At 32.6% G+C, this 13,831-nt stretch carries 9 protein-coding genes; 7 read left to right on the forward strand and 2 right to left on the reverse strand.

Going from position 1 to position 13,831, the window contains the following annotated elements; genetic code table 11:
* The first annotated feature begins 180 nt into the window (after nucleotides 1–180).
* From ACOQOS_RS06820 to ACOQOS_RS06830, 3 genes are all read left to right on the forward strand, one after another.
* Nucleotides 181–2,736 (forward strand): ATP-dependent Clp protease ATP-binding subunit, encoded by a 2,556-nt coding sequence (locus tag ACOQOS_RS06820; RefSeq protein ID WP_420574225.1) that lies wholly within the window; start codon nucleotides 181–183, stop codon nucleotides 2,734–2,736.
* 189 nt (nucleotides 2,737–2,925) lie between these two features.
* Nucleotides 2,926–3,351, forward strand: a complete 426-nt coding sequence (locus ACOQOS_RS06825) for a hypothetical protein (protein WP_420574226.1) — start codon at nucleotides 2,926–2,928, stop codon at nucleotides 3,349–3,351.
* 124 nt (nucleotides 3,352–3,475) lie between these two features.
* Nucleotides 3,476–3,868 (forward strand): STAS/SEC14 domain-containing protein, encoded by a 393-nt coding sequence (locus tag ACOQOS_RS06830; RefSeq protein WP_420574227.1) that lies wholly within the window; start codon nucleotides 3,476–3,478, stop codon nucleotides 3,866–3,868.
* Nucleotides 3,869–3,897: 29 nt separating this feature from the next.
* On the opposite strand, the gene hutH is transcribed toward ACOQOS_RS06830, so the two are convergent.
* On the reverse strand, nucleotides 3,898–5,403 hold the full coding sequence (gene hutH / locus ACOQOS_RS06835; RefSeq protein WP_420574228.1) for a histidine ammonia-lyase: 1,506 nt from the start codon (nucleotides 5,401–5,403) through the stop codon (nucleotides 3,898–3,900).
* A 121-nt stretch (nucleotides 5,404–5,524) separates the two neighbouring features.
* Here hutH and ACOQOS_RS06840 point away from each other — a divergent pair, with 121 nt between their 5' ends.
* The 3 genes from ACOQOS_RS06840 (at nucleotide 5,525) to ACOQOS_RS06850 (ending at nucleotide 9,396) form a co-directional block, all read left to right on the forward strand.
* Nucleotides 5,525–6,526: a TlpA family protein disulfide reductase gene (locus ACOQOS_RS06840; RefSeq protein ID WP_420574229.1), complete on the forward strand. Its 1,002-nt coding sequence runs from the start codon at nucleotides 5,525–5,527 to the stop codon at nucleotides 6,524–6,526.
* A 19-nt stretch (nucleotides 6,527–6,545) separates the two neighbouring features.
* The gene (locus ACOQOS_RS06845; protein WP_420574230.1) at nucleotides 6,546–7,889 is read left to right on the forward strand and encodes a redoxin family protein; all 1,344 of its coding nucleotides are present in this window, start codon (nucleotides 6,546–6,548) and stop codon (nucleotides 7,887–7,889) included.
* Nucleotides 7,890–8,055: 166 nt separating this feature from the next.
* Entirely contained in the window at nucleotides 8,056–9,396 is a 1,341-nt protein-coding gene (locus ACOQOS_RS06850; RefSeq protein ID WP_420574231.1) for a TlpA family protein disulfide reductase, read from the forward strand.
* A 64-nt stretch (nucleotides 9,397–9,460) separates the two neighbouring features.
* Here ACOQOS_RS06850 and ACOQOS_RS06855 read toward each other — a convergent pair whose 3' ends face one another.
* On the reverse strand, nucleotides 9,461–10,999 hold the full coding sequence (locus ACOQOS_RS06855; protein ID WP_420574232.1) for an NAD(P)H-hydrate dehydratase: 1,539 nt from the start codon (nucleotides 10,997–10,999) through the stop codon (nucleotides 9,461–9,463).
* A 374-nt stretch (nucleotides 11,000–11,373) separates the two neighbouring features.
* Here ACOQOS_RS06855 and thrA point away from each other — a divergent pair, with 374 nt between their 5' ends.
* The gene (gene thrA / locus ACOQOS_RS06860) at nucleotides 11,374–13,821 is read left to right on the forward strand and encodes a bifunctional aspartate kinase/homoserine dehydrogenase I (protein WP_420574233.1); all 2,448 of its coding nucleotides are present in this window, start codon (nucleotides 11,374–11,376) and stop codon (nucleotides 13,819–13,821) included.
* Nucleotides 13,822–13,831: the final 10 nt, after the last annotated feature.

The raw sequence follows: 13,831 nt of genomic DNA on the forward strand, positions 1-13,831 counted from the left end.
AGGCATTTTAACGTTTTTTTATTAACAATTTTTAATAAGTTTTTTTGATAATTTAATATTATAATTTTTGAATTCGCTGTTTTTTTTCGTCTATTAGCTTAGATAACCTTTCATCACGGAACAATTTTTGTATTATTCGTATTGAAGTATTAATTTTAATGTCGAAAGGAAACTATATTTATGGATGATAATTTCTCCCCAAGAGTAAAAGATGTAATCGCCTACAGCAAGGAAGAAGCATTGCGCCTTGGCCATGATTTCATTGGCACGGAACACTTAATGCTTGGACTCCTCAGAGACGGAAATGGCAAAGCAATCAATATTTTAAATGCATTGGATGTCGATTTGACACATTTGCGTAGAAAAGTTGAGATTCTAAGTCCTGCAAACCCAAATGTGGCAGTAGCTCCAAACGAAAAGCGAAATTTACATTTAACTCGACAAGCCGAAAGAGCACTAAAAACAACATTTTTAGAAGCAAAACTTTTTCAAAGTTCTTCTATCAATACCGCACATTTATTATTGTGCATTTTACGAAACGAAAACGATCCTACAACAAAGCTTTTAAATAAGCTTAAAGTGGATTATGATAATGTTAAAGAGCAATTTAAGTATATGATAACAAACGATGACGATTATATAGATACTCCACGTTCAGAATCATATTCTGATGACAATAGTGGTTCACAAGATTCTTCAAAAGAAAATCCATTCGGATCTTCTAATGCTGGAGGAAAAGTGAATAAGAAATCTAAAACTCCTGTATTAGATAATTTTGGAAGAGACTTAACTGCACTCGCCGAAGAAGGAAAATTAGATCCAGTCGTTGGACGTGAAAAAGAAATAGAACGTGTATCTCAAATTTTAAGTAGACGAAAAAAGAACAATCCAATTTTAATTGGTGAACCTGGTGTTGGTAAATCTGCTATTGCAGAAGGCTTAGCAAACAGAATCATCAAACGAAAAGTGTCGCGCATTCTTTTCAATAAAAGAGTTGTTACCTTAGATTTGGCAAGCTTAGTAGCTGGTACAAAATACAGAGGTCAGTTTGAAGAACGTATGAAAGCCGTAATGAATGAATTGGAAAAGAATGATGATATTATTCTTTTTATTGATGAAATTCATACGATTGTTGGCGCCGGTGGTGCAACAGGAAGCTTAGATGCTTCAAACATGTTCAAACCAGCTTTAGCAAGAGGAGAAATCCAATGTATTGGAGCTACAACACTTGACGAATACAGACAATATATTGAAAAAGATGGCGCTCTAGAAAGACGTTTCCAAAAAGTAGTAGTAGAACCTACTACTGTTGAAGAAACTATTGAAATTTTAGAGAACATCAAAGACAAATATGAAGAACATCACAACGTAAGTTATACACCTGAAGCCATTAAAGCTTGTGTAACGTTGACAAATAGATATATGAGCGATCGTTTTCTTCCAGACAAAGCTATTGATGCTTTAGATGAAGCTGGATCTAGAGTTCATATTACAAATATTGATGTCCCAAAACAGATTTTAGACCTAGAACGTCAATTAGAAGAGGTTCGTGAATTGAAAAATTCTGTTGTCAAAAAACAAAAGTATGAAGAAGCCGCTAAGTTAAGAGATGATGAAAAACGTCTTGAAAAAGAATTAGCGATTTCTCAAGAAAAATGGGAAGAAGAATCTAAACAACACAAAGAAACTGTTGATGAAGACAATGTGGCAGATGTTGTATCGATGATGACTGGAATTCCTGTAAATAGAATTGCACAAACTGAAAGTAATAAACTTGCTCAACTTCCTGAATTAATCAAAGGAAAAGTAATTGGTCAAGATGAAGCCGTTGGAAAAGTCGTAAAAGCGATTCAGCGTAACCGTGCGGGACTTAAAGATCCTAACAAGCCAATTGGGTCATTTATCTTTTTAGGTCAAACTGGAGTTGGAAAAACACAGTTAGCAAAGGTCTTAGCCCGTCAGTTATTTGATTCTGAAGAAACATTGATCAGAATTGACATGAGCGAATACATGGAAAAGTTTGCAGTTTCTCGATTGGTCGGAGCTCCTCCAGGATATGTTGGATATGAAGAAGGCGGACAATTAACCGAGAAAGTAAGAAGAAAACCTTACGCTGTTGTATTACTTGACGAAGTTGAAAAAGCACATCCTGATGTATTCAATATGTTATTACAAGTCTTAGATGACGGATACATGACGGATAGTTTAGGTAGAAAGATTGACTTTAGAAATACCATTATCATCATGACATCAAACATTGGTGCACGTAAATTGAAAGATTTTGGTTCTGGAGTTGGTTTTGGAACAAATGCTAAGAAAACTCAAGCAGATGCTCATGCGAAAGGTGTAATTGAAAATGCATTGAAAAAAGCATTTGCTCCTGAATTTCTAAATAGAATTGATGATGTTGTTGTTTTCAATTCATTAGAACGCGAACATATTCACAAAATCATTGATATTGAAATTGCTAAATTATACGAAAGAATCAAAGGTTTAGGATATGACTTATTGTTAAGTGAAAAAGCAAAAGATTATATCGCTGATAAAGGATTTGACAAGCAATACGGAGCAAGACCACTTAAAAGAGCTATTCAAAAATATATTGAAGATGCGCTTGCTGAGGAAATTATCACTTCAAAAATCCACGAAGGAGACAAAATCTTTATGGATCTAAATGAAGATACTGATGAATTAACGATTAAGATAGAAAAGGCAGAAAAGCCAACAGAATCTTAATCAAAACATACATAAAACAATCCTAAAATCCTGTTTTCCAAGAAAGCAGGATTTTTATTTTTGCTGTTTTTTGTGTCGTTTGTAGGTAAAAACATGTTTTTTATCTAAAATGTACGCTATTAACATTTTAAAAAAGACGAACAATCAACTCTCCTGTAATTTAGCAGCAAAATAAATCTACTACCAAAGATGAAAATTACAGGAAAAAAGTTAAAAGACATTTATACTTTCGAAAGTGGAAAGTTATATTTATACGACGATTTAATTATTGGAGAAATAAAAGAAGGCGTACATGTTAATTCAGAAACACTGATGTCATTTTTTGAATTTTTCCATGAAAACTACAAAATTCCATTCGGATATATATCTTACAGAGTAAACTCTTATTCTATTGATCCGCAAGTTTACAAAATGTTACCAGAGAATCATTTGCTAAAAGGAATTGCCGTAGTATCCGATCAAAAATTTTCATCTCTCAACGCACATGTTGAAAAAAGCTTCTATCAAGGACGCTATGAATTATTCACTACACTTAGCGCTGCTGTAAACTGGTTGGATACAATTATCCCTTTACAAACAAAAAACACAAACATTGTAGACAATGCTGCTTCGTAAACACTGAAAATACGCATGCATTTTAGGGAAAAACCCTGTATTCATAATTATTCGTGTAGTTCATCTATTTTTTTAGTTGAACAGAATAAAAACTCCTATATTTAATAGAAATAACCTTTTTTAAGTGCAAATAACCAACGGAAATACAAACTCTTTCATTAAAAAGTATACTTTACAAATAGGAGAAGTAGAAATCTACAATGACTATATGTTAGCACAACTCAATGAAGGTATTACGTTGAATTTAGAAAGCGTTCATGAGCTCATAGAGATTGCTCAAAAACATTTTCCTCAACAACCTTTTGCCTATATCACCATCCGCAAAAATTCATATGCTGTCGATCCAATGATGTATTTGAAAGTCTTTGAAATTGAAAACTTAAAAGCTATCGCAATTGTTTCAGATAAATTTATTGACAATCACAATGTTAAAATTGAAAAACACTTTTTCAATAAACCCATGAGTATTTTTAAAACGACCAATGAAGCAATTTATTGGGCAAAATCACATTTATAAAATTCCCCATTTAGCTTCCTTTCTAATTCCTAATTGAACAATACTTCATTCTCTACCATCATATTTTGTATGAATGATAAAGTATCACGAATAGCGATATGCAATTCTCTATCTTCATCTACAAATGGAACTTCTGCTCTATACATTTCTAAAAATGTTTCTATAAAGTCTGAACTCTTTATTGGTGTTCTAAAAACTAATGCTTGAGAAGCATTCAATAATTCAATTGCCAAAATACGCTCTACATTATCAACAACTTTGATTGCTTTTGTAGCTGCATTTGCCCCCATACTTACATGATCTTCTTGTCCATTTGAAGACACAATAGAATCAATACTTGCTGGTGTAGCATATTGCTTATTTTGACTCACTATACTAGCTGCTGTATATTGAGGAATCATAAAACCAGAATTCAATCCTGGATTATTCACTAAAAATGCTGGTAATTCTCGTAACCCTGAAACCAATTGAAATGTTCTACGTTCAGAAATATTTCCAAGTTCAGCTACAGCAATTGCCAAATAATCTAAAGCCAAAGCTAATGGCTGTCCATGGAAATTTCCTCCAGAAATAATTATATCTTCTTCAATAAAGATATTTGGATTATCTGTTACAGAATTGATTTCAGTTTCAAAAGTCTTTCTTATAAATGCCAAAGTATCTTTGGTTGCTCCATGCACTTGTGGTACACAACGAAACGAATACGGATCTTGTACATGTTTCTTTTCTTGCGATATCAATTCGCTTCCTTCTACAAACTCTTGAATTCTTTTGGCTGTTTTTAATTGTCCATTATGCGGACGAATTAAGTGAATCAAATCATTAAAAGGTTCAATTCTTCCATCAAAAGCTTCTAGTGAAATGGCTGCAAAGAAATCTGCATAATAAGACAATTTATAAGCTTTTAGAAGTGTATGTACACCATATGCACTCATAAACTGCGTGCCGTTTAACAAGGCTAAACCTTCTTTTGCTTTCAATGTAATAGGTTCCCAATTAAACATTTTTAAAACCTCTGCAGCAGGAATTTCTTCACCTTTATAATATACACTTCCCTTTCCTAAAAGTGGTAGAGACAAATGAGCTAATGGTGCTAAATCTCCTGAAGCTCCAAGTGATCCTTGTTCAAATACAACTGGTAAAATATCATGATTATAAAAATCAATTAAACGTTCTACTGTTTTTAGTTGAACTCCAGAATGTCCATAACTCAATGATTGTACTTTGAGTAATAACATCAACTTCACTATTTCTTGCGGTACGCGATCTCCTGTTCCGCAGGCATGCGATGTGACTAAGTTTTCTTGTAATTTAGATAGATGTTCATCAGAAATTTTCACATTACACAAAGAACCAAATCCTGTATTAATACCATAAATAGGAGTTTTTTGATCTTCTAAACGCTTATCTAAATAAGCACGGCACGCTACAATCTTGTTCGTAGCCGATTCAGACAGTGCAAGTTGAGCATTTGTATGTAATAATTCTTGAATAATTGTAATATCGAGAATTTGTGAACTTATTTTGTGTATCATGATGCTGTAATCAAATTATCTTTCAAAAGTCAAAATTCAATCTGTATTAACCAAATAATTGTTAATAATTTATTGATTAAAAAAAGAATCATTTAAATTTGAGCAAACAAACTTTGAAAAAATGAAAAAATTATTGCTATTGGTTGCGGTATTTGCAATCTTCTCATGTAAGAATGAACCAGAAGTACCGAAAGACTATGTAACACTTTCAGGAAAAATAGAAAATAAAAATAGCAACATACTTACTGTACGTTCCAGAACTTTTTCAAAAACCATAAAAGTTAATGAAGACGGAACTTTTAAAGACACTTTAAAAGTAGAAAAAGGTGTGTATTATATTTCCGATGGAAAAGAAGGAACAAACATTTATCTAGAAAATGATTTTGATTTAAAGCTTACGCTAGATACTAAAATGTTTGACGAAACAGTAAAATATACTGGAAAAGGAGCTGTTCACAATAATTTCTTAGCCGAAGATGCGCTAAAAACAGAAAAACTATTAAATATGGAATTCTTAACGAGTCTTGATGCAGCTGGACTTGAAAAAGAAATGAAAAGAATAAGAAAAGATTTAAATGACTTTTACAATTCACAAAAAGATGTAGATAGCACTATCATTGCGTCTAAACTGAAAGATATAGATCCGATGCTAAAATCATACACACGATTTGCATCAGAAGAAATTACCATCAAAACAAAATTCCCGAAAGGAACGCCTTCACCAACATTTAACTATGAAAATCACAAAGGAGGAAAAACTTCTTTAGCAGACTTAAAAGGAAAGTATGTATATATTGATATGTGGGCAACTTGGTGTGGACCTTGTATTAGAGAAATTCCTTCGTTAAAGAAAGTTGAAGAACAATATCACGATAAAAATATTGCTTTTGTGAGTATTTCTGTTGATAAAAATAGAGATGCTTGGGTAAAAATGGTTACTGATAAAAACTTAGGTGGTATCCAATTACATTTTGGAGGAGATAATACTTTTTCTAAAGAATATATAGTAAGTGGAATTCCAAGATTTATTTTATTAGACACTGAAGGTAAAGTTGTGAGTCCTGATGCACCAAGACCTTCTGATCCGAAGTTAATTGAAATGTTCAACGAGTTGAAAATATAACCTTCCAAACTATACCAAAATGAAAAAAGCAATATTATTGATTGCCGGACTAGCAATCATTTCATGTAAAAACGAGCCAAAGGTAGATTATGTATTATTATCTGGGCAAATAGAGAACACAAAAGGTGACAAAGTATATATCTTAGGAAATGATTTTAAGCAGGAAATCGCTGTTGGAAAAGACGGTATCTTCGCTGATACATTAAGAATAAAAACTGATGGTTATTATACGTTTTCTCATGAAAGAGAACGTACTTCTTTGTATACACAACCTGGAGATGAACTTAAGATCACTTTAGATGCTGCGCAATTTGATGAGACCATTAAGTATTCAGGAAAAGGTGCTGAAAAGAACAATTATATTGCTGCTAAATTTTTAGCAAATGAGAACTTTGATTTTGAAAAAGTATATGCTGAAGAAGAAGAAGCTTTCTTAAAGAAAATTGGAGATGCAAAAAAGAATGCAGAAGATGCCTTAGCCAATGCAAAAGGCCTAGACGCTAATTTTATTAATACAGAAAAAGGAAATATCAAGTATGAATATCTGGCAAACTTAGCACGTTATCCAAGATATCATTCATATTTTGCTAAAAAACCAGATTATACAGCTTCAGAAAATTTATTAGCTCCATTAAAAGATTTAAATCTTGATAATGCAAAAGATTTCGGATCATACGAATCATACAAAGAGATCGTTACTCAACATTACATGGACAAAGTATACGAAGACTCGTTAATGACCACTAGCCTTAATGCAATCAAAGGATTAAAATCTCAGAACATTAAAAACGAGCTAGCAACACAACTTGTATATTCTATATCTCCGTCAAATGAAAATACTGAAAAAATATATAACATCATTCAGGAAATATCGGATAAAGAAGATTTAAAGAAAGAAGTAACTGAAAAGTACAACAAAATTAAAAACCTGATTGCAGGTAAAGATTCACCCAAGTTTCAATACGAAAACCACAAAGGAGGAAAAACTTCTTTAGCAGATTTACAAGGTAAGTATGTATACATTGATGTATGGGCAACTTGGTGTGGACCATGTATCGGAGAAATTCCATCATTAAAACGAGTTGAAAAACAATATCACAATAAAAATATATCGTTTGTTTCTATCTCTATCGATACAAAAAAAGCATATGAAACATGGAAAAAAATGGTAGATGATAAAGAATTAGGCGGTGTGCAACTAATCGCTGACAATGCTTGGAAATCTAAATTTGTAACAGATTATGCTATTGAAGGGATTCCAAGGTTTATTCTAATTGATCCACAAGGTAAAATCGTAAATGCTGATGCTCCAAGACCATCAAGTCCAAAACTAATTGAATTATTTAACGAATTAAAAATATAAATTCAATCATCATAATACCACATAAAAAGGTGCCTTGAGAAATTCAAAGCACCTTTTTTTATTACACAGCGCCAAAATAAAGTACATATTTATTATTCAAATATTTGTTAATAGTTGACATATTCCACAAAGAATCATTTAAATTTGAGAAAACAAACCTTGAAAAATGAAAAAATTACTGCTACTACTTATTTGTATTTCAGTCATTTCGTGTGCCAATGAACCAAAAGTGGATTACACGTTATTCTCTGGAAAAATAGAAAATCAAAAAGATGATAAAATTGTACTCATCAATGATGGTTTTAAAAAAGAAATCAAGCTAAACGATGACGGAACTTTTATAGATACATTACGTGTAGAAACTAGTTACTACAAACTCTATCACGGTCAAGATGATATTACGTTATTTATTACCAATCCAAAAGACTTAAGCATAACTACTGACGCTAAAAAATTTGTAGACAGTATGCGCTATAAAGGAAAAGGTGCAGCTGAAAACATGTTTTTATGGGAAAAAACCGTGAGAAACAAAACAAGAGATGCTGTTGCTATATTTTCACAAGAAGAAGCAGACTTTATAAAAACAATCAACGGTTTTAAAGAAGAAGCTTCTGAGAAACTAAAAGAAGCCACAAACTTAGATCAAGATTTTATCACATATGAAACTAAAGGCATCAAGTTTGCACACCTCATCAATCTTTCAAAATACCCAATGTACTATCCGTACTACTCAAAAAATGAAGACTACAAACCATCTGAAGAGCTTATGGCGTATTTTAAAGATGTAGACTATGATAATGAAGAAAACTATAAAATGTACAGTACATACAGACAATTAGCGCTTCAACATTATGGAGACAAAATTAATCCTACTGAAGATGCTAAAGGAGCTATAAACATGATAAAAGGATTAAAGTCAAAAGGAATTAAAGATGCTTTAGTAGAAGAGTTATCATACTATATTTCTCCTTCTGGAAAAGACTCAGAGTTCATATACACTTCGCTTTCAGAAATTTCTAATGATGAAAAATTTAAAGAAGAACTAACTAAAAAATATAACACGATTAAAAAGCTTGTCGCAGGGAAAAATTCGCCAGACTTTAACTATGAAAATCACAAAGGAGGAAAAACTTCTTTAGCCGATTTAAAAGGAAAATACGTATACATTGATGTTTGGGCAACTTGGTGTGGACCATGTATTGCTGAAATTCCATCGTTAAAAAAGGTAGAAAAACAATACCATAACAAAGACATTCAGTTTGTTTCCATATCAATCGATCAACAAAAAGCACACAAAAAATGGAAAACAATGGTTGATGATAAAGAATTAGGTGGAATTCAATTAATGGCAGATAACGATTGGAAATCTCAATTTGTTGTTGACTATGCTATTGAAGGGATTCCAAGATTTATTCTAATTGATCCAAATGGAAAAATTGTAAACGCAGACGCTCCAAGACCTTCAGATCCAAAACTCATAGAATTATTTAATGAGTTAAAAATATAATAGAAAATACAGTATACGAAAAAGGCTATCTCATATTTTAGATAGCCTTTTTTATGTTTTATAATTATTGTTCAGCTTCCGCAGATGGTTGTTCGGGTTGCTTAAACAAATCTAAATACGCATCGCCAATATGATCTACAATATCACTTGCGGTCAATGCCTGATATCCTAAACCTGACAAAGCAAGATCTCCAGCTTTTCCATGCAAATACACTCCAAAAATTGCAGCAGTAATCGGATCGTAATCTTGTGAGATCAATCCTGTCAACATTCCTGTCAACACATCGCCGCTTCCTGCAGTTGCCATTCCTGGATTTCCAGTATTATTTATATACAAATAATTATCATAAATAGTAATTGTATGCGCGCCTTTAATAATCAGTACAATATCGTATTTTTTGGCAAATGCTTTTGCTTTCTCCAACTTATCAAAATCATCACTCCACTCACCTATCAAGCGTTCTAATTCCCTTGGATGCGGTGTTAAAATAGATTTTTTTGGAACAGACTTTAGCATCGTTTTATTGGTTGCAAGAATATTCAAAGCATCAGCATCAATAATTAATGGAGTTGTATTTGTTTTTAAAAACGCTTTTAGAGCTTTTACTGTCGTTGCATCAGTTCCCATACCAACGCCCATTCCAATAGCTTTTGCTTCTACATCATATTGTATCTTAGTAATATGTTTCTCGCCTTCATCACAAATAACCATCGCTTCAGGCAATGATGTTTGTAAAATGGTATATCCACATTCTGGTATATATGCGCTAATCAATCCAGTTCCAACTCGCAAACAAGCTGCACTCGATAAAGTAACTGCGCCCATTTTACCAAAACTTCCACCGACAATCAAACTATGTCCGTAAGTACCTTTATGCCCATATTTCTCTCTAGGAATATACAATGGTAACACTTCAAACTTATCAATCAATTGTACTTCTGTGTCGGTAGTTTGTAAATATTCTTGATCAAATCCAACATCAAGCGCTTCCCATTGTTGCAAATGAATTCCTGTTTCTGGCAAAAAGAAACTCAATTTTGGCGCTTGCCCTGTTAACGTATAATTACTTTTTATGACAGCTTCTTTATCTTCTGGAGCATGATTTGGGTATAATCCCGAAGGCACATCTAATGAAACCGTATACGCATCAGAAGCATTGATATATTTGATTAAACTCTTTACCCAATCTGAAGTTTCTCGGTTCAAGCCAATTCCAAAAATAGCATCTACAATAATATCTTCTTTCTTCATTTCTGGAAATTCTTCTCCAGAACTCAACAAACGCGGCCAAACTTTAAATTCTTTAATTCGATCATAATTAATCAAAAAATCTCTCGAACGCTTATCGCTAAAATTTACCACATAAGTATGTACATTATACCCATGATGCAATAAATGTCTTCCTAACACCAAGCCTAAACCTCCATTATTACCAATTCCACAATAAATATGAATAGGAACTTGTGCGCCTTGCATACGTGTATGAAACCAATTAAAAACTTGAGTTCCTGCAAATTCTAACAAGTCATTAGAGGTAATTTGATTCTTTTCAATCGTCGTTTTGATTGCTTCGTAGATTTGATCTGCTGAATATATCTTCATGTATTCGTTTTATTAATGTAAATCATTGCACATTTGATGAATTTCTTTACAATTCAATCTATTTTTTTAGTGCATTTATAAAAAAAAAGTGCTTTCACTAATGATCCGTGAAAAATAAATATATAGTTTGTTTATGGTCATAAAAGTAATACTTTTGAATAACATCATACGACAAAACATGCGTTTAGTAGCAAATAATTTTATTAACTCAATTAACATTACAGTTTCTACCACAACTGTAACGATTGCTACTATTACCCCTTTTGGGGTCTAAACATTATATAACCGACTTGGTGTTCTTACACATAATTTTCTAAATGAGAACTTACTAAAAGATTCTCAAAAATTACCAATAATCATACAAAACAATACTCATGAACGTACTCAAATTTGGCGGTACTTCTGTCGCTAATGCGCAAAATATAAGCCTAGTAATAGATATTATTACAAAAGCATCTCACGATAAAAAAATAGCTGTTGTGGTTTCTGCCTTTGGAAATACAACAAATATGCTATTAAAAACTGCTGAACTCGCCGCAGTAAAGGATGAATATTACAAATCACTCTTGCAAGAAATTGAAAACAGGCATATGCAAGTAGTCAAAGATTTAATTCCTGTTACTGAACAAAGTGCTGTAATTAGTCATACTAAACGATTAATCAATTATCTAGAAACATTATATGAAGGTTGTTTTTTGCTTCGCGAATTAACACCTAAAACACTAGCAACTATTGCTAGTTTTGGAGAATTATTATCTTCTTATATCATCTCAGAAGTGATGAAATTTCGCAAGTTAGATAGTATTTATAAAGACAGTAGAGAACTTATCATTACTTCAGAAAGCTTTGAAAATGCACAAGTCAACATGAAATTGACCCAAGCCAATTGTAAATCATTTTTTGAACAAAACGAAAAGCAGATTGTGATTTTACCTGGTTTTATTGCTGCCACAGAAAACGGAGAAACAACAACGCTTGGTCGTGGTGGTTCAGACTATACAGCTGCGATTATTGCTTCTGCAGTTATTGCCGACGAATTGCAAATTTGGACAGATGTTAGCGGAATGTATACAGCAAACCCACGAATTGTAAAACAAGCAACTCCAATTCCACATATTTCATATCAAGAAGCAATGGAATTGTCGCACTTTGGCGCAAAAGTAATTTATCCGCCAACGATTCAACCTGTATTACATAAAGAAATTCCAATTCTGGTAAAAAACACATTCAATCCAGAAGAAGCCGGAACACGCATTACCAAACAAACTAATGGACAACAACAACCTGTAAAAGGAATTAGTTACATAGAAAACATTTCGTTACTTACACTAGAAGGAAGCGGAATGATTGGAATTCCTGGTTTTTCAAAACGTTTATTTGAAACCTTATTAGCACAAAAAATAAACATTATTTTAATTACACAAGCATCTTCTGAGCATTCTATATGTATTGGAATCAATGATAAAGAAGCTTCAAAAGCCAAAATTGCCATCGATGAAACTTTTGCTTACGAAATTGCTTCCAAAAAAGTAAATCCTATTTTGGTAGAGCAACAATTGGCTATCATTGCATTGGTTGGTGAAAACATGAAAAATCATCAAGGATTGAGTGGAAAAATGTTTAGCATGCTCGGTAAAAACAATGTAAACATTCGCGCTATCGCACAAGGAGCTTCTGAGAAAAACATTTCTGCAGTGATAAATAGCGATGATGCTAAAAAAGCACTAAATGCTTTGCACGAAGAATTCTTTGAAGAAAAAGTAAAACAATTAAACCTATTTGTAGCTGGTGTTGGAAATGTAGGAGAGCGCTTCTTAGCACAACTCAATCAGCAGCACGAATACTTACGCGAACAATTAAAACTAAACATTCGCGTCATTGGTGTTTCTAATTCTAGAACCATGTATTTTGATGAAGAAGGAATCAATCTAGACAATTGGAAAGACAAATTAGTCAATGGAGAAAAAGCAAACTTGAACGAGTTACATGAAACCATCAAATCACTCAACTTGCGTAACAGTATTTTTATAGATATTACGGCAAGTCATGAGGTTTCTAAAGTGTATGAGAGTTACTTACGCAACAATATTTCGGTTGTTACTTGTAACAAAATTGCTTGTGCTTCTGAATATGAAAACTATCAAAATTTAAAACGTATTTCACAAAAATACAATGCGCCATTTTTATTTGAAACCAATGTTGGCGCAGGATTACCAATAATTGACACCTTAAAAAACGTAGTTGCTTCTGGTGATCGAATTCATAAAATACAAGCCGTACTTTCAGGAAGTTTAAATTTCGTGTTCAATAATTTTAGTGATCAAAATACATTTCATGATATCGTAACACAAGCGCAAAAAGAAGGATACACAGAACCTGATCCAAAAATTGACTTAAGCGGTGTTGATGTAGCTCGTAAAATTCTCATCTTGGCGCGTGAAAGTGGTTATATGATGGAATTAAAAGACATTGAAAACAATTCATTTCTACCAAAAGAAACACTTGAAACAACCAATAATGAAGATTTTTACGCATCATTAACAAAACACGAAGCACATTTTCAACAAATTTTCAAAGAAGCAAACGATAAAGCTTGTCGCTTAAAATACGTAGCTACTTTCGAAAACGGAAAAGCCAGCGTTGGTTTGCAACACATTCCTTCTGATCATTCTTTCTATAATTTAGAAGGAAGCGATAATATTGTTCTTTTCTTTACAGATCGTTATGTAGCACAACCATTACAGATAAAAGGTGCTGGCGCTGGTGCGGAAGTTACGGCATCAGGTATTTTTGCAGATGTGATACGAATTGGAAAATTTTAAACATTTAAAA

It is taken from the genome of Kordia sp. (genome assembly GCF_965224175.1).
Lineage (GTDB): Bacteria > Bacteroidota > Bacteroidia > Flavobacteriales > Flavobacteriaceae > Kordia.